19 protein-coding genes are annotated in these 19,530 nt (G+C 57.8%); 17 read left to right on the forward strand and 2 right to left on the reverse strand.

Annotated features, from left to right (window positions below):
- The first annotated feature begins 101 nt into the window (after nucleotides 1-101).
- A complete protein-coding gene (locus Q319_RS0100555) occupies nucleotides 102-1,058 on the forward strand; it encodes a transcriptional regulator (RefSeq protein ID WP_051654965.1) in 957 nt (318 codons plus the stop codon).
- Between the two features lie 14 nt (nucleotides 1,059-1,072).
- Here Q319_RS0100555 and Q319_RS0100560 read toward each other — a convergent pair whose 3' ends face one another.
- Together Q319_RS0100560 and Q319_RS0100565 are read right to left on the reverse strand one after the other, a co-directional pair.
- Nucleotides 1,073-1,891 (reverse strand): N-acetyltransferase, encoded by an 819-nt coding sequence (locus Q319_RS0100560; protein WP_029479765.1) that lies wholly within the window; start codon nucleotides 1,889-1,891, stop codon nucleotides 1,073-1,075.
- Nucleotides 1,888-3,237, reverse strand: coding sequence for a M17 family metallopeptidase (locus Q319_RS0100565; protein WP_029479766.1), 1,350 nt, complete (start codon nucleotides 3,235-3,237; stop codon nucleotides 1,888-1,890). The genes Q319_RS0100560 and Q319_RS0100565 overlap by 4 nt, the downstream gene beginning before the upstream one ends.
- A gap of 146 nt (nucleotides 3,238-3,383) precedes the next feature.
- Here Q319_RS0100565 and Q319_RS24115 point away from each other — a divergent pair, with 146 nt between their 5' ends.
- From Q319_RS24115 to Q319_RS0100625, 16 genes are all read left to right on the forward strand, one after another.
- Nucleotides 3,384-3,821, forward strand: a complete 438-nt coding sequence (locus tag Q319_RS24115) for a CBS domain-containing protein (protein ID WP_051654966.1) — start codon at nucleotides 3,384-3,386, stop codon at nucleotides 3,819-3,821.
- Nucleotides 3,818-3,997 (forward strand): hypothetical protein, encoded by a 180-nt coding sequence (locus Q319_RS25270; RefSeq protein ID WP_051654967.1) that lies wholly within the window; start codon nucleotides 3,818-3,820, stop codon nucleotides 3,995-3,997. The genes Q319_RS24115 and Q319_RS25270 overlap by 4 nt, the downstream gene beginning before the upstream one ends.
- Complete coding sequence (locus Q319_RS0100575) at nucleotides 3,998-4,543, forward strand: cytochrome c oxidase subunit II (RefSeq protein WP_051654968.1); 546 nt, start codon at nucleotides 3,998-4,000, stop codon at nucleotides 4,541-4,543.
- A 255-nt stretch (nucleotides 4,544-4,798) separates the two neighbouring features.
- Nucleotides 4,799-6,580 carry a b(o/a)3-type cytochrome-c oxidase subunit 1 gene (locus Q319_RS0100580; protein WP_081845816.1) on the forward strand — a complete coding sequence of 594 codons (1,782 nt, stop codon included), beginning with the start codon at nucleotides 4,799-4,801 and terminating at the stop codon, nucleotides 6,578-6,580.
- Nucleotides 6,580-7,011: a c-type cytochrome gene (locus Q319_RS0100585; RefSeq protein WP_029479769.1), complete on the forward strand. Its 432-nt coding sequence runs from the start codon at nucleotides 6,580-6,582 to the stop codon at nucleotides 7,009-7,011. Before Q319_RS0100580 ends, Q319_RS0100585 begins: the two co-directional genes overlap by 1 nt.
- A gap of 681 nt (nucleotides 7,012-7,692) precedes the next feature.
- Nucleotides 7,693-9,357, forward strand: coding sequence for an AAA family ATPase (locus Q319_RS0100590; protein ID WP_029479770.1), 1,665 nt, complete (start codon nucleotides 7,693-7,695; stop codon nucleotides 9,355-9,357).
- A 5-nt stretch (nucleotides 9,358-9,362) separates the two neighbouring features.
- A complete protein-coding gene (gene wbaP / locus Q319_RS0100595) occupies nucleotides 9,363-10,802 on the forward strand; it encodes an undecaprenyl-phosphate galactose phosphotransferase WbaP (RefSeq protein WP_029479771.1) in 1,440 nt (479 codons plus the stop codon).
- A 3-nt stretch (nucleotides 10,803-10,805) separates the two neighbouring features.
- A complete protein-coding gene (locus tag Q319_RS26040; protein WP_081845817.1) occupies nucleotides 10,806-12,050 on the forward strand; it encodes an oligosaccharide flippase family protein in 1,245 nt (414 codons plus the stop codon).
- Nucleotides 12,043-13,125 (forward strand): glycosyltransferase family 4 protein, encoded by a 1,083-nt coding sequence (locus Q319_RS26045; protein WP_081845818.1) that lies wholly within the window; start codon nucleotides 12,043-12,045, stop codon nucleotides 13,123-13,125. Before Q319_RS26040 ends, Q319_RS26045 begins: the two co-directional genes overlap by 8 nt.
- 58 nt (nucleotides 13,126-13,183) lie before the next feature.
- A complete protein-coding gene (locus Q319_RS26780) occupies nucleotides 13,184-14,410 on the forward strand; it encodes a hypothetical protein (RefSeq protein WP_156039109.1) in 1,227 nt (408 codons plus the stop codon).
- Nucleotides 14,394-15,320, forward strand: a complete 927-nt coding sequence (locus Q319_RS26050; protein ID WP_081845819.1) for a glycosyltransferase family 2 protein — start codon at nucleotides 14,394-14,396, stop codon at nucleotides 15,318-15,320. Before Q319_RS26780 ends, Q319_RS26050 begins: the two co-directional genes overlap by 17 nt.
- Nucleotides 15,317-16,255 carry a glycosyltransferase family 2 protein gene (locus Q319_RS0100605; RefSeq protein ID WP_029479772.1) on the forward strand — a complete coding sequence of 313 codons (939 nt, stop codon included), beginning with the start codon at nucleotides 15,317-15,319 and terminating at the stop codon, nucleotides 16,253-16,255. The genes Q319_RS26050 and Q319_RS0100605 overlap by 4 nt, the downstream gene beginning before the upstream one ends.
- On the forward strand, nucleotides 16,252-17,286 hold the full coding sequence (gene rfbB / locus Q319_RS0100610) for a dTDP-glucose 4,6-dehydratase (RefSeq protein ID WP_156039110.1): 1,035 nt from the start codon (nucleotides 16,252-16,254) through the stop codon (nucleotides 17,284-17,286). The genes Q319_RS0100605 and rfbB overlap by 4 nt, the downstream gene beginning before the upstream one ends.
- A complete protein-coding gene (gene rfbA / locus Q319_RS0100615) occupies nucleotides 17,283-18,185 on the forward strand; it encodes a glucose-1-phosphate thymidylyltransferase RfbA (RefSeq protein ID WP_029479774.1) in 903 nt (300 codons plus the stop codon). Before rfbB ends, rfbA begins: the two co-directional genes overlap by 4 nt.
- Entirely contained in the window at nucleotides 18,182-18,748 is a 567-nt protein-coding gene (locus Q319_RS0100620) for a dTDP-4-dehydrorhamnose 3,5-epimerase family protein (RefSeq protein WP_051654970.1), read from the forward strand. The genes rfbA and Q319_RS0100620 overlap by 4 nt, the downstream gene beginning before the upstream one ends.
- Complete coding sequence (locus Q319_RS0100625; RefSeq protein WP_029479776.1) at nucleotides 18,745-19,494, forward strand: SDR family oxidoreductase; 750 nt, start codon at nucleotides 18,745-18,747, stop codon at nucleotides 19,492-19,494. The genes Q319_RS0100620 and Q319_RS0100625 overlap by 4 nt, the downstream gene beginning before the upstream one ends.
- Nucleotides 19,495-19,530 lie beyond the last annotated feature (36 nt).

Here is a 19,530-nt window from a genome sequence, read left to right on the forward strand (position 1 = left end):
GGCTGCGGTATCCTGGGAGCACGTTTCGGGGTTCCTCTATTCCCCTTCGGTTCAAGGCCCCGGCCACTTGCGCTTCACTGCGCCAGGAGAGTGCCAGCCCTATGTTTCCCCCAGAATCCAGTTCACCGCAGGCCACGTCCACGACCCGCAGCACGGCGCGCGGTGAGGTGGAACGCGCCCGATTGATGAGCGATGTCCGCGATCTGGTCGCCATTCTGCGTCGCCAGCCCAACGAGCTGCTGCCCTTCGAGTGGGTCAAGCATCTGGCCCCGCTGGGCGAACATAGCCTGGGGGTGCAGGCCATCGAGGTGGCCCACATCATTGGCTCGGTGGACCGCTACCGCGAATTTGACCGCCACTATCTGCCCAAGGAAAAGCATCTGGACGAGCGCTGGATCGGCGTCCGCAGCGCGCAGCTCCAGGGCAAGGAATTGCCGCCCATTCAGGTGTACAAGGTGGGCGAGCTGTACTTCGTCAAGGACGGCAACCACCGCGTTTCGGTGGCCCGCCGCCAGGGACAGGCGTACATCGACGCGCATGTGATCGAGCTGAACGTGACCGTGCCGCCGGAGGAAAGCGACACCCTGGTGGACCTGATCATCAAGGGGGAGTACGCGCAGTTTTTGCGGGCCACCAATCTGGATGTGCTGGTGCCCGGCCACCGCGAGATCCTGTTCACCACGGCGGGCCGGTACGACAAGCTGCTGGAACACATCCGCACCCGTCAGTATTTTCTGGACCGCAAGCCGGAGCGCGCCGGACTGCCGCCCGTGACCTGGGAGGAGGCGGTGGTCAGTTGGTACGAGCGCCTGTACCTGCGGATCGTGGACAATCTGGACCTGCACCACGTCATGTTCCGCTTTCCGGGCCGCACCGAGGCGGACCTGTACCTGTGGACCATGGACCACCGTTACTTTCTGACCCAGAAGTACGGCCATGACGTGGGCAGCGAGGAAGCCGCCCGCGACTTCGGCAAACGCCACTCGCCCCCGGCCTACAAACGTCTGGGCCAGCGCATGCAACTGCTGCTGCGGGGCAAGCTGGACTCAGCGATGTGATGTGTCGGCCTGAATTACAGCAGGCTCTTGCGCTCGCTCCAGAAGGTCTTGAGCTGGGCCACCCGGAAACCGTACCGCTCCAGATTGCGCTGGCTGCCTGAAGCGAAAGCCGTCGTGACCGTGACAAGTTCGCACTCCGCTGTCAGGGCATTCAGGCGGCAGTGGATCAGGGCGGCCTGTAAACCCCGCTCACGGAATTCGGGCAGGGTGGCGGCCCCAGCAAGGTAAGCCACGCCGTTCTGAACGCTCAGGGCGGCAGCAGCAGCGGTTTGCCCGTCTACGCAGGCCAGAAAGCGGCGCAGCCCTGCCCCCTCGTTTTCAAGAATCGCCAGCGCTCTCTGGACCAGATCGGTGAAGCCGTAGCCTGCCAGCAGCACAGCATTGAACGTCGCGGTGTCCTCGCCCGGTTCCAGTTCGCGCACTTCCACACCAGCGAACGTGCGGGGCGGGGGAGCCTCTGCTGCCGCGTAAAGCGTCGCGCCCATCCCGACGGGTGTAAATCCCCGGTCAAACAGCGCGGCTCCCAGAGTCGGCGTCAGGTGCGTTGCCCAGACACTGAGGCGAGGGGAAATCCGTTCAGACTGATACACGGACAGCACCTCGTCCAACTCGGTCAGTCGGTGCTGGGTCAGCTCGGAGACCATGTTGTACCAGGGCAGTTCTGGCAAGGTGCGCACCATAGAGGCCCACAAGCCACCGCGCTCGTACAGGGTGACACCGTGCGGATTGCCCTCCAACTCGGAGGCCCGGCGCAATGCGTCCCAGCCCTTGTGGCGAATGGCCGCTTCAAGCCGCTCAATCAGCTCTGGCGTCAGCGGCGGCGTGGCCGTCAATCCTGACTCTCGCCCGCCAGCACGTATTCCACCAGCGTCCCCACGCCCCACCCCGTCGCCACATCTTCCTTCGCGGCGTTTCCGGCGATGTCCAGATGCGCCCACGGACGGGTCACGAACTGCTGCAAAAACAGCGCGGCCTTGATGCTGCCCCCGGCAGGCACCATGTCGCTGTTCTTCAGGTCCGCGATGGTGTTCTTGCGGTACGACTTCAGGTACGGCTGGTGCAGCGGGAATTCCCACAGCAGTTCCCCGGCGGCCTCTGCACCTGCCTGTAAGCGGGCCGCCAACGCACGGTCAGAGCTGAACAGCGCGGCCATATCGTTGCCCAGCGCGGCCACCTTCACGCCAGTTAGCGTCGCCAGATCTACGATTTCGGTTGCGCCCTCGTCGCAGGCCACGGCCAGGGCGTCAGCCAGAACCAGACGGCCCTCGGCGTCGGTGTTGGTCACTTCCACCGTCTTGCCGTTGGCGGCGCGGTACACGTCGCCGGGGCGCATAGCGTGGGGGCCAACCATGTTTTCGGCGGCGGCCACGTAGGCACGGACCTCGGTGCCGTCCGGGATGCTGCCGCGCAATTCGGCCAGGGCACGCATGGCCCCCAGCACTGCGCCTGCGCCGCCCATGTCGTTCTTCATGCCGTACATGCCCGCGCCCGACTTGAGGCTGTACCCGCCGGTATCGAAGGTGATGCCCTTGCCCACCAGCGCGATGATCCGGGTGGCTTTCCCCTTCGCGGGCAGGGTCAGGCGAATGAGCCGTGGCCCGGTTACGCTGCCCGCCGCCACCGCCGCCAGCAGGCCCATCCCGCGCGCCTCGATATTGGGGCCGTCCCAGACCTCTACCTCGACGCCGTGCCCGGAAAGCTTCTGTGCCTCGCGCGCCATCGTCGCCGGGTTCAGGTGGTTGGCGGGTGCGCTGACCAGTTCGCGGGCGAAGGTCACGCCTGCCGCCATGCCCTGGATACGTGCCAGGGCAGCAGCGTCCAGCCCCTCTACCTGAAGCTGAACTTCTTCCTTGTGGCTGTCCACACCCTTGTATCGGCGGTCCTGCCAGCCTGCGGCCAGCGTCGCGGAGGCCAGCGCGTTGGCGTGGTCCGTCGCGGCCACCTGCACCGTTTCCGCCTTCAATTCACGCGCCAGCTTTGCCAGGGCCGCACCCAGTTCGCGGGCGTCCTGCGCGTCTGCGGGGGCCAGGGCCAGCGCCGTATCCCCATCCTCACCGCGTGCGATTAGCCGGACCTCGCCCGCTTCCAGGCCACGGGTCAGGCGTTCGGGCCAGTCCGCGCCCATCCCGGCGAAGGTCAGCGAGAGGGCGGGGCGCTCCAGCGAATCCACGAGTTGCATGGGGGAAGTAAAGCACGGGTGGGCGGCGCGTGACATACGAAATCCCGAGTTTTCAGGTGGCCTGCATTCTCATGCTTGCCGTGCTGGCCGCGCCGTAATGCCTCCGTAATGCTGCTCCCTCACTCTTGCGGGCATGGAGGAACAACATGCTGGTCCATGAGTTAATGAGCGCCCCAGTCGTCGTCGCGCCGCCTTCACTGCCTTTGCCCGACGCGGCGCACCTGATGAAATCGCGCGGGATTCGCCGCCTTCCGGTGGTGGACGGGTCCCGGCTGGTGGGCATTGTCACAGACCGCGATCTGCGCGAGGCCCTGCCCAGCAAGGTCAGCAGCCTCTCGCCGTGGGAGGCCACCACCCGGCTGGCCGCCGTGAGCGTGCAGGACGTGATGCGCCGCAGCGTGCTGACCACCACGCCCGACGCGGACGCCCGCGACGCCGCCCATACCCTGCTGCACCACCGCGTCGGGGCGCTGCCCGTCATCGACGACGCGGGGACCGTGGTGGGCCTGCTGACCGTCAGCGATGTGCTGCGCGACTATGCCCGCCCGTCAGACAGCCAGGGCAATACGGAGGCCAGACCATGACCCGCGAAAGCCCCGAAGTCGTGAAGATCCAGGTCCGTGAAGAAGCCCTGCCCCCACAGGAGCCGGAAACGCGCGGCCCGGCCCCTATCGGCACGCTGGTCGTGGTGGCGGTGGTGGTCCTGTCGATCATCTGGCTGTGGATGCTGGTGCTGGGCATTCAGCAGGGGCGGGCATAGGTGTCGGCTCCGCGTCCAGCCGGGCAGCGTCTGGACCACCACACGCTGGAAAAGTACGAGAACATCTGGTTCGGTATCGCCACCGTCATGGCGCTCTTTCTGTTCGTGACCGTGCTGGCCAGCTTCTTCAGCGGCACCTACCCGTCCCTGACCGGGGAGGGCGGCCATCACATCACGGGCGTCAAGAACGGGCGACTGAACCCCAAGAACTTCGCGGCCACGCCGTTTGCCACCCCCGGCCTGCGCCAGAACGCCGACGGCACGTATGAAGCCTTTGTGGTGGCGAAAGCCTTTCAGTTTGAGCCTGCGGTGCTGAAAGTGCCCGTCGGCAGGCCCGTGACCATTCACGTCACCTCGGCGGACGTGCTGCACGGTTATTACATTGAAGGCACCAACATCAACGCCACCGCCATTCCGGGGCAGGTGACCAGCTTTACCACCACCTTCCGCCGCCCCGGCACCCTCAACCTGATCTGCAACGAGTACTGCGGGACCGGGCACCACAACATGATCAACAGCGTGAAGGTAGAGGTTCAGGAGCCGTGATACGGATTCCGTCTGTTTCGCGCAGAAATCGGGACAGCGCAGGGTTCCTGCACTCCACGCCCGGAACCCGTTTTTCTCCTGCTCACTCTCGTCGCGGACAGACGCCCATGAGGACGCTTGGACGCCCGTTCGGATTTTCAGGTGTTTTCAACACCTTTCAATCGGAGTCCGTATGAGGCAGGGCGTCAACCCGTCCGAAGGTCCAGCCGCCAAACCGCTTCAAGCTCCACCTTTCCTCCAAAGGAGTCTCAACCTGTGACCACCTCACCCGGCTTCTCCCCGGCACCACAGCCAAAGTCAGCACAGGCCCCACAGCCCGCATCGTCGTCCCACTCGGCCCGCCAAGCGCCCGTGATCGCGGACGCGGCGTATCTGGCCAGCCTCAAGAAAGTCACGCAGTATTACCTCGTCACCGCGTTCCTGGCGCTGCTGGTCGGCACGCTGATGGGGCCGCTCCAGGCGCTGAATTACGGCGGCATCAACGTCTACGACAACCCCATTCTCAAGGCACTGCTCAAATCGTATTACCAGGGGCTGAGCCTGCACGGCGTTCTCAACGCGCTGGTGTTCACGCAGTTCTTTATCAGCGGCTTCCTGCTGTACCTGCCCGCGCGTGATCTGGGCATGAAAATCAACATGAAGTTCGCGTGGTTCACGTATGTCCTGATGACCGCCGGGCTGCTGACCGCCGCCGTGCCGCTGCTGACCAACGACGCCACACTGCTCTACACCTTTTACCCGCCGATGGAAGGCAGCCCGGTGTTCTATATCGGCGCAGCGGTCATGGTGGGATCGAGCCTGCTGGTGGTGGGGCAGGTAGTCAATATGTGGATGCGCTGGAAACGTGCCAATCCGGGCAGCGTGACCCCGCTGGTGGCCTTCATGTCCGTCGCCACCTGGATGATGTGGGCGGTGGCCGCGCTGGGCATCGTGACCGAGGTGGTCTTTTTGCTGATTCCCTGGTCGCTGGGCTGGGTGGCCGGGGTGGACCCGCTGATCTCCAAAACACTCTTCTGGTGGACCGGGCACGCCATCGTTTATTTCTGGGTGCTGCCCGCTTACATCGCGTGGTACGCCTTCCTGCCCAACCACGCCGGGGGCCGCATCGTCTCTGAACCGCTGGTCCGGCTGACCTTCGTGATGTTCCTGCTGAATTCCACCCCGGTGGGCCTGCACCACCAGTACGCGGACCCCAACATCTCGGTCACCTGGAAGACCATGCACATGTTCCTGACCTTCCTGATCGCCATTCCCAGCCTGCTCACCGCCTTCAGTGTGGCCGCCTCGCTGGAAGACGCGGCGCGGGCGCGGGGCGGGCGTGGCCTGTTCGGCTGGATGCTCAAGCTGCCGTGGGGCAGGCCCACCTTCAGCGCCCCGGTGCTGGCGATGGTCTCGTTCATCCTGGGCGGGGCAGGGGGCATCGTGAATGCCAGTTCCACATTTGCGCCCGTCATCCACAACACGGCCTGGATTCCCGGCCACTTCCACATCACCGTGGGCACGGCCACCACGCTGACCTTCATGGGCATCTCGTTGTGGCTCATTCCGCACCTGACCGGCAAGCGGATGCCCAGTGTCCGCCTCGCCTCGGCGGCGGTCTGGACGTGGTTCGTGGGTATGATGGTCTTTGCGCTGGGGATGCACTGGCAGGGCCTGTACGGCGTGCCGCGCCGCGCCCTAGTCAGCGCCACGGCCCAGAGCGTCTACCGCGATATGCCCATAGCCATTCCGCAACTGCTGACCGCCATCAGCGGCGTGATCCTGCTGGTCAGCGCCGTGCTGTATTTCTACGTGCTGTTCCGCATGTTGCTCTCCAAGCGCGTGGACGACGGCGAGGTCAGCTCCCCGATTCCCTACAGCGAGGTGATCAGCCCCGCCGGAACCAAGCTGGCCGGAGCGAGCGCCCTGGTGCGCTACACCGAGCCGTTGCTGGCGCTGTGGGGTGTGGCGCTGCTGCTGGTGCTGCTGATGTACGGTCCGGTGCTGGCCCGCCTGTTTGCCAACGCCGAACTTGTCCCCGGCTGGAGGCTGTACTGATGAGCGATGAAACTGGACACGAGCGCGGATTTTCAGGCCGCGAGATCACTGCCGCCGTGGTGTTCGTGGTGCTGGCGGGGGTGATCGCCTTCACCTCCTATTTTGCCGGAATGGGCATGTCCGGCGGCGCGGGCGCGGGCGAGATGACGGCGGCGGTGGCCAGCGCCCCGGTCAACGGCGAGTCGCTGTACGCCAGCAGTTGCGTGGGCTGCCACGGTGCGGGGGCGGTGGGCGGCATCGGCCCGGCCCTGCTGCAAAGCGCCGCGTGGAGTGCTGCCGACTTTAACGGGGCGGTGCTGAACGGCAAGGCTCCGGGGGGCCGCGTCCTGGCCCCGGTGATGCCGCGCTTCGCCGAGTCGGGCTTTGGCGGCGAAACGGCCACCGACGAGCAGGTGGAGGCCATCCACGCTTACGTGAAAAGCCTGCAATAGCGCGGGGTATGGGACTGGGGCGGAGAATGGACGGTTCTCCGCCCCCGGTCCTGCGAAGGGTGGGCGGCTCAGGTTTGTTCGTCCTGTCAGTCTGGCAAGGTCATGGCGGGGCGGAACTGTATTTATCCCCGTAGATCCATCCTCCTGGGACGTCGCCGTTGAGCGCTGTGCGCTTGTCTGCGTGGTTTGATTTCCCGTTCTCTGCGGCCAATCGGAATCCATCTGGGGGGACCGGCCACTCTGGAGTAGAAACTGACCGCCCATCCGTTCTGACCCCGACGAGGAAAACCTTACCTAGCTCTTTCAATTTGAAGTCGTAAGATATGCTGACGCCCGCCCCGGACGTGTGGAGCTTCTTTATGCAAAGACTTATGCCAAAAACAGTCATGATAATTTTGAGCGCTCAAAGCGCCGTCCCGCTTTCCTTCGTTACATTCTGCCTCGCCGTCCCCCCCGAATCAGGGTTGAGGCGACGTGGCACGGCCCGCTTCAGGCGTTGCCTGTGACGCCACCAGGCTGCGCTATACACCCTACCGGAAGGCAGAGACAGTGCATTTTCCGCCGGGTGGCCGATGTATACAGCACGGATTCACACGGCACCAATGCCTACAGGACCGATCTACACAGCGCAGTGCAATTGATCTGTTTGGTTGAGATTCAGCCGAATCTGGAGCGCTCCAGGTGAGTCTCCTTCCATCTGAGCTGCCGCCCAGATCGCGCCCTCCAGCGGCAACGTCTCCAGAGCCGGACAACGAAATCGAACTGGGGGCGCTGTGGCAGGGCGTCCGAAAGCGCCTGCCATGGATTCTGGGGGCCACGGCGCTGGTGACGGCAGGCGTGTACCTGTGGTCGCGGACACAGCCAGACGTCTACGAGGCTTCGTCGAGTCTGGTGACGGTGGGCAGCGCCAATACTGGCGGGCTGGGCGACTTGCTGGTGACTGCGTCGCCGCTGCCGCAAGGGGCCTTACAGGAGGCCTTGCAGGGGCCCATCGTGCTGGGCGAGATTATCCGACGCATTGGAGTGGAAGCGTCGGTTGCTCCAGAAGTTCGCGCAGAACTGGCCGCTGACCTGCAAGAACAGTTGCAGAAGCGCGATCTAAAGACGGTGGAATTGCAGTCCCGGCTGGATCCGGGCGGCAACGGCATCTACACGGTTACGGCCCAGGCCCCCACCCCACAGGCCGCTACCATCCTGACCGATCTGAGTGCCCAGGCACTGCTCGACTGGGACCGTGGCCGTGCCCTGTCCAGTGTCGAGCGGGCCGAGCGGGGCCTGCGTGCCCAGCTCGGCGAAATTGATCGGCAACTGGCTCAGGACGGCTTGCCGCAACTGGAGCGTCAGACCCTGGTAGCTGCCCGCGCAAGCGCCCAGCGCAGTTTGGCTCAGGCGGGCATCCAGGCGCAGGGGGCCGCCGGATTTCTGGACTTGGTGGCCCCGGCGGTGGTTCCGCTTGACAGGGTGGCCCCCAAACCTACCCGCAACGCGGTACTGGCCGGGCTGTTGACCCTGTTGCTGGGAGCGGGAGTCGCGGCCCTGCGCACGGTCACGGACCGCACCGCCCGCAGTGAGGATGACCTGCTGATGTTTGGCCTGCCTACCCTGGGGAGCATTCCCCGACTGCGCCGGCGCGACATCGTGTTCAGCGGCATCGTCCGTGCGGCGCGTGAGGCCGGATTGTATGAGGCAGTGGGCTTTTTGCGGGTCAACCTGCTGACCCGTATCGGGGAGAGGTCCGGCCAGAGTGTCATGGTCACCTCGACGGTGCCCGGCGAGGGCAAGAGCAGTCTGATCGCCACCCTGGCTGATGGGCTAGCCACCAGTGGTAAGCGCGTTCTGATCATCGATGCGGACATGCGCCGGGGGACTCAGCAGGCTGTCTGGGACAAATACCAGCATGATCACCAGTGGACCCAACTGGTAGGTGAGGGCGGCGCACGGACCTTACAGGAGGCCCTGCTCGATCCTGGCAACGTTCAGGTCATGGAAGCGGAAGCCAATCTGCATCTGCTCCCTGCCGGGCCGGGACTGCAAGACAGTTTGGGCCAGCTCAACCGCGCCGACCTGGGCGCACGGTTGGCCGAGTGGGGCAAGGGCTACGATCTGATCCTGATCGACAGCCCCCCGCTGCTGGCCCTAGCGGACGCCCTGGTGCTGGGCGGACAGGTCGATCACGTCCTGCTGGTGGTCGAGGAAGGCAAGACCAGTTTGCAGGCGGTCAAGCAGAGCCTGCGCCGCGCCCAGGGTGGTAATCTGGACATCCTGGGCTTCGTGCTGAACAAGGTTGTGGCCACCTCGGAAAACCGCAGCTATGGTTACGACTACGCTCCTAGGTTAAAGGACTAGTGTCTGTGGGCATTCTTTCCCCCACTCCCCCTGCTGTCCGGTCTGCGGAGCGCCAACGCGTCAAGGTCTTTTCCAGTGTTCCGCAGGGCCTGACACTGGTCATAGGCGACATCGTGAGCCTGCTGCTGGTCGCCAGCCTGACGCCGCTGATTCTGCACCTCACGGGCTGGCAGACGATGGCCCCACTGAACATCGTGGTGTGGGGGGGAATCTGGCTGGTCTGGCGGGCGTACCAGGGGTTGTATCCCGGTTATGGCCGCTCCCCGCAGACCGAGCTGCGCCTGCATGTGGTGGGCACCCTGCAAACGGCGGGCCTGCAATTGGCCGCCGCGCTGACCCTGCAATATTTTTCCGCCGTCGCGCCGGGTGTGCTGCTGATGTGGCTGGGACTGATGCTGGTGTCGCTGCCGGTGCGTTACGCCCTGCGTAGCCTGTTGATCCGCTGGAAGATGTACGGACGTCCCATCAGCGTGATCGGTGCGGGCATCACTGCCGAGATGGCAATTGACCACCTGATTCAGAACCCGTCCTATGGCCTGAATCCGCTGTACGCCTACGACGACAATCCGGCTCTACACGGTCAGACCATTCAGGGCATCCCGGTGGTGGGTCCCATCGAACAGGCCTTGACCGAGCCGCGCACGGAGCAGGCGCTGATCTCCATTCCCGGCGCGCGCGCCGACACCCAGCGTTGGCTGGTGAACAGCATTTACAGCGCCTTTCCATTGACCTGGGTGATCCCCGATCTGCTGGGCGTGCCCAATCAAGCGTTGCAACCGCATAACATCGGTACCATCGTCAGCCTGGAAATTCGCAACAACCTGCGCAGCGCCCGCGCCCGCCTGACCAAGCGCGGCTTCGATCTGCTGGGCGCTGGCTTGGGCAGCGTGCTGATCTCGCCCATTTTGCTGCTGATCGCCCTGGCGATCCGGCTGGACAGTCCTGGCCCCGCCGTGTACAGCGCCCGCCGCCTGGGCTGCGACGGCCAGCCCTTCGGCTGTCTGAAGTTCCGCAGTATGCACCGTGACGCGGAAGCCAAATTGCAGGAGGTGCTGGACGCCGATCCGGCGCTGAAGGCCGAGTTTGCGGCCACCCACAAGCTCAAGGACGACCCACGGGTCACGCGGGTGGGGGCATTCCTGCGCCGCACCAGTCTGGACGAGCTGCCGCAGTTGCTGAACGTGCTGCGCGGCGAGATGAGTCTGGTGGGGCCGCGCCCGATCGTGCAGGCCGAGATCGAGAAGTACGGCGACACCTATGCCATCTACCATCAGGTTCGTCCTGGCATGACCGGCTACTGGCAGGCCAATGGACGCAGCGACACCAGTTACGATGAGCGCGTGGCGATGGACCAGTTTTACGTGACTAACTGGTCCCCCTGGCTTGATCTGGTGGTGCTGATTCAGACGGTGCGGGTTGTGGTTAAGGGTAAGGGCGCGTATTGAAATATGCAGCAACCCAAGATACTTAAAAATTTTCTCCTCCTCCTCGGTTTGCAAGCTTCGGGTTTTATACTTCCACTGATCTCATTTCCCTATTTGGCCCGAACCCTTGGCATCGAAGTTCTTGGTATTTTCTCACTTGTTCAAGCTATATCGATCATCGTTACAGTTATCGCTGATTACGGTTACATCACCACTGGCACGCAGAGGGTTTCTGTTCATAGGGACGATTATATCTATCTGGGAAAACTGATTAATGCGTCGCTCTCGTTGCGGCTTCTGATTGCGTGCCTAGCATCATGTATCGGTATCTTCTACCTTATTTTTGCACTGCCGAGTGGTCAAGTAGAGTTATTGAGCTTGCTTTCAGTATTGACAATGGCGCTGCTAGGTTCACTCAACTTCCCTTGGTTCTTTCAGGGTATTGAACGTATGCCCCAATTTACATTAATTCTTGTTGCGAGCCGTGTTGGTTCAGTTATATTATTATTTTTATTAGTTTCTGGTCCAAGGAGTTTGAGTGCGGCACTGTGGATTAACATATTACCCCAACTGGTTGGAGCAATATACTGTTTATACTATTTCTCAAAAAAATTGATGTGGCGCTACGAGATCCCAAAATTCTCAATTGTAAAAGAAGAGGCCCAGAATGGCTGGCACTTCTTTACCCCTACGTTTTATAGTATTTTCTTCACCCAAATGGGTCTTGTAGCACTTGGACTCTATCAGAGTCAGGCTGTTGTGGGGGGATATGCTGTTATGGATCGCTTGGCTAAAGCGGTGGCGAGCATCAACGGTGCTGTCAACCAGGCCGTATATCCTCAAGCTGCACTGGCAATGTCTCGTTCACATGCTGAGGGCGTGCAGGTAATCAAGAAATATGCCGCAATCTTTCTGCCATTTTTTTTGCTAGTTTGCATTGCTTTGGCAATTGCCAGTCCACTCATAGTTAAACTTCTATTCGGTCAAGTATATGTGAAATTCTCGGATGCCTTGAGTCTTCTTGCTATATTTATATTTGCTTCCGCCATAAATACTTTTATAGGCGTGATTTATATGACAACTTCTGGAAGACAGAAAGAGTATAGTAATGCTGTTTTATTTGGAACCTGTCTTGCCATGTTAATTTACTTTTTGGCTCCAAAGTTAATTGGCTATTATGCACCAGTATTGGGCCTCATATCAGGAGAAAGTGCTATTCTAATATTTATTGTTTATAAATTACTTAAAGGAGATAAAAATTATGTTTGATTATATTTTCATACTTCCGCAAATATCTTTACGGCCTATTGGAGGTTATAAAATTGTCTATGAGTACTCTAAAAGGCTAAGTGACCTTGGTTATAAGATCGCAATCATACATGTAAGAACAAAGCGCAAAGTAGTATTCAGGAGAATTAAAATAAATCTTCTTCTTGCATATAACCGAATTGTATTAAAGGAAGTTTTACCCTGGTTCCCGGTGGCGGATGGGATTAAATTTGTTGAGATGGATGAAGATAAAATTTTACTTGAAAGTGGCATTACATCAAGTTGTTACATTGCGACAGCGTGGGACACGGCGGCAATCACTAAGTCGCTCACGGAACTTCATGATGCTGAGGGCCTATATTTGATTCAAGGTTATGAAAGCTGGAGTGCTTCAGAAGAGGAATTACTTGCAACCTATAGATCAGGGCTAAAAAATGTAGCCGTTTCTAAATGGCTAAAAGGTATTGTTGCCGATTCTGGAGCAGATTGTGAGTATCTACCGAATTCAATTGATTTAAATATCTTCTATATCAGCATTACGCCAGAGATGCGCTTTAAGTATACTGTACTAACAATGTTTCACGAATCAACTTTGAAAGGTTTCGAAGATGTTATAAAATCTTGTGAAATAGTGAGAGTAAGTCACCCAGATACAAGATTTTGTGCTTTCGGAGCCTACGAAGTAAAGGGAAGAATACCAGAATGGATGACATACTTTTACCTTCCCTCGCAGGAAGTCTTGAGACGGCTCTATAACGAATCTGCAATTTTTGTTTCGGGAAGTTACTCAGAGGGATGGGGCCTTGCCCCCTCAGAGGCTATGCTATGCGGCTGCGCTCTTGCTATCACTGATATTCCAGGTCATGAAGATTTCTCGAAAAGTGGTCAATATGCACTTCTATCGCAGCCTGGTGACTGGCAAGGTATGGCATCAAATATTTCCAAGCTTTTAGATGACGATCATCTACGTCTTAAATTGGCCAGAACTGGAAGTGAATTTGTAAAACAGTTCAATTGGACTGTAGCTTTGGAGAAATTCTTAAAAATTACCCTAAGAGACAAGACCAATGGATAACTATTTTTCTACTTCCAGATCTTTTCGCGGATCTTATTTAAGGAAGATTATTTTTTATATGAGTATAGTTATGCTTTCTATTTTACTAATAACTGGACTTGTACCCCAGCTCAATATTTTTATATTTGGCGACTATATTTATAACATAAATCTTTTTGCCCGTTTAATTTTACTTATTAATCTTTTAATTTTACTTTTGCTTTCTTCTAGGATAGATGCTACCGATATAGGTTTGAAGAGAGCCTTGATTATATTCATTGCATACGCATTTCTAACGTTTTTTGTCAATTCCGTAAAACACGATCTAGCCTACTCCCTTCAGGGGAGTCTGATGTATTTCTATCTTTTCCTTCTTTACATATTAACTTTTATTCAAAGATTTGATTTAGACAAGAATTTAGAAAAAACATTTGTCTACATAGCTATCCCATTAGCTGGCCTAGCCATAGCTCAACATTTTACCGCCAACTCAATTTTACCTTTGGAGAGTGCAAACGGTCAATTTAAGGTTCTCAGTTGGCTTTTTTGGGACGATGGTAGATATCAAGTTAGAGGATATAGTCTATTTACCAATGCTGTTGATTTTGGGATATTTATAATATTTTGTTTAGGAATAGTAATCCAAAAAATAGATTTTAGATTCTCAAATTATAAAAATATTTTATCTATAATAATTTTTAGCATATTGTTGATAAGTGCTTATAGTACTCTAACTAGAAATGTCTATATTGGAGCAATCATCACTGTGCTATCTTCTATAGCATATCTTAAATTTAAAAAAAGGAAGGTACTTTTAATATTACCACTCTTATCTTTGGCATTAGGCCTCTTAATTTCTCTTTCTGGAGATATAATTCAAAAAAGTAGTATAAACTTATCAAACTCTGCCTCACTAGATATAAGACAAGAGATATGGTCTGATATTTGGCAAAAAATTTCTAATGGCGAAGTTTTAGTTATTTTGTTTGGAGATGGCAGGTATCAAGCAGAAGCTGGAAATAATATCGCCAGTTTTTTAATAGATAATTCTTTCCTCCAGTTTATCACATACCAGGGCATCTTGGGGTTGATATTATTTGCATATTTATACTTTTATATCTTAAAAAATACTTTGCGGCGTCCTAAAAATGCATTATGGTGCGGCTTTTATGGTTTTCTAGTTGCATGGCCCGCGATGGCGGTTTTTAATATCTTAGTTCCACAGCTTGCTATCCTAACACTTTTAACGTTTTTTATCGATAAATTCTCAATTACAGGCGGTGTAAAAAATGATAGAGATACCTGAAAAAATTGATATCGTGCTGGCAACTTATAATGGAGAGAGATATTTAAACCAACAGATTCGGAGTTTACTAGACCAAACCGTCGCTTGTAATATTCTTTGTCATGACGATGGATCAAGTGATGCCACTGAAGCAATACTCCAGAGATACATGCTTGCAGAGACGAGATTTAAAGTGATTTCACATCATTCTCTCGGCGGAGCGAGTCAAAACTTCTCGTTTCTGCTAGAAAACTCTGGAGCAGATTATGTACTCTGTTCTGATCAAGATGATATTTGGCTTCCAGATAAGATCGAGCGTCTTATGGAGGCAATGCTTTTTTACGAAAGTGTATATGGTAGCGACATGCCTTTACTGGTTCATAGTGACTTAGCTGTCATAGACAATCACGGAAAACTAATGGACAGATCGTTTTGGAGCTATCAACATCTCAATCCTAAATGGGGAGACCAATTCAATCTGATTTTAACGCAAAATATAGTTACTGGATGTTCTATGCTTGTTAACCGCTCGCTACTCAATAAATCTTTGCCCATTCCCACAGAGGCCATCATGCATGATTGGTGGCTTGCCTTAGTCGCTTGCTCTTTTGGAAAAATTATCTGGATTCCTGAGGCAACCGTTTTATATCGCCAGCACAGCGAAAATGCGGTAGGCGCAAAACGTTTTGACACTCGGTACATCGCTTCAAAGTTAAGCACTTTCGGGGAAATGCAGACAAGTCTGAATTTGACTGCCGCACAGGCGACGGTTTTCGCTAAGAATTTTCCAACATCGCCTCACGCGACCCAAGCCAAATGCTACGCACAGCTTCCAGAGATGACTTACTGGCAGCGACGTCAAACCATTATGCGAGAACGGTTTTTTAAGGTTGGTACGCTCCGCAATCTGGCTTGGATAGGGTTAATATGACCTCTCCTGCGTTGGCAGTGATTGTCCCAGCTCTAAATGCGTCTCATCACGTTTTTAAGTTGGCATCCAGTTTCAGGCAGCGGCATATAACTTCTCAACGGGTTTTCATTCTTGATTCTGCGTCCCAGGATGGTAGCCCTGAGATGTGGCAGGCATGTGGTTTTGGCGTAAGAGAAATTGATCGCAACACCTTCGATCACGGTGGCACCCGCAACCTTGGAGCACGCCTCGCCACCGAACAGGGCGCTGAAATTTTAATCTTCATGACCCAGGACGCCATTCCCGCCAATGACCGCTGGCTGGAAGAACTGACCGCGCCTATCGTGTCCGGTCAGGCCGTGGCAACTTTTGCCCGCCAATTGCCCCGGCCAGAAGCATCGTTGCTGGAACAGTTCTCGCGCTACTTCAACTATCCGGGCCACAGCAGGCGACGCACCGAGGCCGATATTCCCGAACTGGGGGTCAAGGCATTCTTCTTTTCCAACGTCTGCTCGGCGGTGCGCGCCGACGTGTTCTGGGAAGTGGGCGGTTTCCCGGAACACATCATCATGAACGAGGACATGACACTGGCGGCCAAGCTGCTACGGGCAGGCCACGCCATTGAATATGTGGCGGGGGCACAGGTGATTCACTCGCACGATTACACCCTGGCCCAGCAATTCCGCCGCAATTTCGATGTCGGGGCCTTTTTTGCGGGGGCGGGGCCAGAACTGGCCGGGGCAAAGGTGGGGGGCGAGGGCCTGCGCTTTGTGCGTGAGCAACTGCGCTACGTGGTGCGGCATCGGCGGGCTGATCTCATCCCGCTGGTGATCGCGGAAGCAGCGGCCAAGTTCAGTGCCTTTCAACTGGGCAAGCGCCACCGCTTGTTACCCATAAGATTGAAAAAGAAACTAAGCATGCATAGCTATCATTGGGATCAGAAGGAGAAGAAATGAATGATAAAATGACTTTACTCGTGACCGGAGGTTGCGGCTTCATCGGCAGCAACTTCGTGCGCTACTGGCTGGCGCAGCATCCCCAGAGCCGCGTGGTGGTTTACGACAAGCTGACTTATGCGGGCCGCAAGGAAAATCTGGCGGACCTGTGGGACGATTCCCGCCTGAAACTGGTGGTGGGCGACATCGGCGATCAGGAACTGGTGCGAACCACCTGCCAAGCTGAGGGCGTGGACCTGATCGTCAACTTTGCCGCCGAGACCCATGTGGACCAGTCCATTCTGGGACCGCTGGTGTTTACGGATACCAACGTGCGCGGCACCCACGTCCTGCTCGAAGTGGCCCGCGAACTGGGTATCCGCCTGCACCACATCAGCACCGACGAGGTCTACGGCCACATCCGTGACGATCATCAGAGTGTGGAAACCGATGAACTCGCCCCGCGTAGCCCCTACGCCGCCAGCAAGGCTGCTGCCGATCAACTGGTCCAGGCGTATGCCATTACCTATGGCCTGCCCGTGACCATCACGCGCGGGGCCAATAACGTGGGGCCATACCAGTACCCAGAAAAAGCCGTGCCGCTGTTCTCCACCAACGCCATTCTGGGCGAGGCCATTCCGGTTTATGGCGACGGGTTGCAGATGCGTGACTACGCCCATGTCTATGACCACTGCACCGGCATCGAAGCCGTGCTGCTGCGCGGCCAGATCGGTGAGGTCTACAACGTCGGCACCGGGCGCGAGATGACCAATCTGGAAATGGTGGACATCGTGCTGGACACGCTGGGCAAAGATCATTCGCTGGTCCGTCATGTCACCGACCGGCCCGGCCATGACCGCCGCTACAGCATGAACGTGGATAAACTGAAGAGCCTGGGCTGGCAACCGAAGTATGACCCGAAGGAAGCGGTGGCCGAGGCGGCGAGGTGGTATGCCGAGAATCAGGCGTGGTGGGAGCCGATCCGCAGCGGCGAGTTCCGCGAGTACTACGAGAAGCAATACGCCGAGCGACTGGCTGGAACACCATCGTGACTGTTCCTACCTCCAGTCGTCGAGGGATCATTCTGGCCGGGGGCAGTGGCACGCGCCTGTATCCGGCGACGCTAGCAGTCAGCAAGCAACTGCTGCCCATCTACGACAAGCCGATGATCTATTACCCGCTGACCACCCTGATGCTGGGCGGCATCCGCGAAATTCTGATTATTTCCACGCCTGAGGACACCCCACGCTTTAAACAGTTGCTGGGCGATGGCTCGCAGTGGGGGCTGAGCCTGGAGTATGCCGTGCAGCCTGAACCCGGCGGGCTTGCCCAGGCATTCCTGATCGGGGAAGACTTTGTGCGGGGCCATGACAGCGCGCTGATTCTGGGCGACAACATCTTCTATGGCAATGACCTCTCGGATCTGATGGAGGCGGCCAGCCAGAAGACCGAGGGAGCAACGGTGTTCGCCTATCAGGTCAGTGACCCGGAGCGCTACGGCGTGGTGGATTTCGATGAAACAGGCCGCGCGCTGTCTATCGAGGAAAAGCCCACGCAGCCCAAATCGGACTTTGCGGTGACGGGTCTGTATTTCTATGATCAGGACATCGTGGAAGTGGTCAAAAGCATCAAACCGTCGCCGCGTGGCGAGTTGGAAATTACCGACGTGAACGTGCATTATCTGAAAGCTGGACGGCTGGACGTTCAGACCATGCGCCGGGGCTTTGCCTGGCTGGATACGGGCACGCACGAGAGCATGCTGGAGGCCAGTAGCTTCATTCAGACCATCGAACACCGCCAGGGCCTGAAAGTGGCATCGCCCGAGGAAATCGCCTGGAGGTCCGGCTGGATCAGCACCGAGGTGCTGCTGGAGCAGGCAGGCAAACTGGCCAAGAACCGCTACGGGCAGTACCTTCTCAAAATCGTTCACGAAAGACGGAGCCACGCATGACCTCCTTACCCAACCGCCCCGCACTGACCGTCCCGCTGGCCCCGTCTGTCCTGAATGCCCTGACCTTCGAGACCTACCCGGCTGCGCCGCAGATCGACGGCGTTTGGGTTCAGGCCCTGAAGAAAAACCGCAGCGAGAATGGGGCGTTCATGGAATACCTGCGCCTGGATGATTCCGGCGTGCAGGGGTTGCCCGGTATGCTGACGCCGCGCCAGATCAGCGTGTCGTGGGCCGCCGCTGGGCGGATCAACGCCTTTCATATTCACGTCAGGGGCGAGCAGAACGAGATCTGGTGCGTGCTGAGCGGCCAACTGGTGATCTGGCTGGTGGACTGCCGGGCGGACAGTTCCACCACGGGCGTTCAGCGGAAACTGGTCTTCAGTGGCGAGCAGCCCATGCTGGTGCATATTCCCAGCGGTGTGGCCCACGGCTATCAGGCAGGGGCAGACGGCGCGACATTGCTGTACACCATGGACGCACAGTTCAATCTGGCCAATCCCAATGAGGGCCGCCTGCCCTGGGACCACTTCGGGGCCGATCTGTGGGCCGAGGATATGGGGTGAGGGTTCTCCTGACCGGGGGCGGAGGGCGACTGGGCACCGAGCTTCGCGCCCTGCTTCCTGGGCTGGGAACCGAGACCGTGGCCCCCGCCTCGGCAGAACTGGACATCACCGACGCCGCGCAGGTCATGGACGTGGTGCGCCGTGAGCGTCCCGATATCATCGTTCACGCGGCGGCCTACACCGACGTGGGCGGCGCAGAGCGCAACCGGGACCAGTGCTGGGCGGTGAACGTGGAGGGCACCCGCAACATGGTCCGGGCGGCCAACAGCGTGGGCGCAAAACTGGTGCAGATCAGCACCGATTATGTGTTCAGCGGCGAAACCGGGAATTACCACGAGGACGACACTCCCGGCCCAGTGGTTAACTTCTATGCCCTGAGTAAGCTGGTGGCCGAGGAAGCCGCCCGCGCCGCACAACGCCATCTAATCCTGCGCACCAGCTTTCGCCCACGCGAATTCCAGTATCCGGTGGCCTACAGCGACGTGTTTACCGGGCAGGATTACGTGGACATCATCGCGCCGATGATCGCGCTGGCAGTGCGTCATTCCCCAGAAGTTGAGGATGAAGTGCTGCACATCGTCACCGAGCGCAAAAGTGTCTATGAGCTGGCGCGGCAGCGCAGGCCCGATGTGCGGGAGGGAACGCGCGCCGAGGCGGGGGTAACCCTGCCGGGGGACGTGAGCCTGAACACCGAGCGCTGGGAAAGGCTACGCCGACAGTGGCCCGCCGCACCCGTTCGTGCCTGAAAAGCCAGCCTTCCAGTCGTCTGACCTGAGAACGGC

It is taken from the genome of Deinococcus marmoris DSM 12784 (assembly GCF_000701405.1).
GTDB classification, from domain to species: Bacteria; Deinococcota; Deinococci; order Deinococcales; family Deinococcaceae; genus Deinococcus; species Deinococcus marmoris.

Excerpts from the sequence above, each read along its gene's own strand:
- Q319_RS0100555 (WP_051654965.1), top strand. The coding sequence starts at position 102 with ATGTTTCCCCCAGAATCCAGTTCACCGCAGGCCACGTCCACGACCCGC.
- Q319_RS0100565 (WP_029479766.1), bottom strand. The coding sequence starts at position 3,237 with ATGCAACTCGTGGATTCGCTGGAGCGCCCCGCCCTCTCGCTGACCTTC.
- Q319_RS24115 (WP_051654966.1), top strand. The coding sequence starts at position 3,384 with ATGCTGGTCCATGAGTTAATGAGCGCCCCAGTCGTCGTCGCGCCGCCT.
- Q319_RS25270 (WP_051654967.1), top strand. The coding sequence starts at position 3,818 with ATGACCCGCGAAAGCCCCGAAGTCGTGAAGATCCAGGTCCGTGAAGAA.
- Q319_RS0100585 (WP_029479769.1), top strand. The coding sequence starts at position 6,580 with ATGAGCGATGAAACTGGACACGAGCGCGGATTTTCAGGCCGCGAGATC.
- Q319_RS26040 (WP_081845817.1), top strand. The coding sequence starts at position 10,806 with ATGCAGCAACCCAAGATACTTAAAAATTTTCTCCTCCTCCTCGGTTTG.
- Q319_RS26045 (WP_081845818.1), top strand. The coding sequence starts at position 12,043 with ATGTTTGATTATATTTTCATACTTCCGCAAATATCTTTACGGCCTATT.
- Q319_RS26780 (WP_156039109.1), top strand. The coding sequence starts at position 13,184 with ATGAGTATAGTTATGCTTTCTATTTTACTAATAACTGGACTTGTACCC.
- Q319_RS26050 (WP_081845819.1), top strand. The coding sequence starts at position 14,394 with ATGATAGAGATACCTGAAAAAATTGATATCGTGCTGGCAACTTATAAT.
- Q319_RS0100605 (WP_029479772.1), top strand. The coding sequence starts at position 15,317 with ATGACCTCTCCTGCGTTGGCAGTGATTGTCCCAGCTCTAAATGCGTCT.
- rfbB (WP_156039110.1), top strand. The coding sequence starts at position 16,252 with ATGAATGATAAAATGACTTTACTCGTGACCGGAGGTTGCGGCTTCATC.
- Q319_RS0100620 (WP_051654970.1), top strand. The coding sequence starts at position 18,182 with ATGACCTCCTTACCCAACCGCCCCGCACTGACCGTCCCGCTGGCCCCG.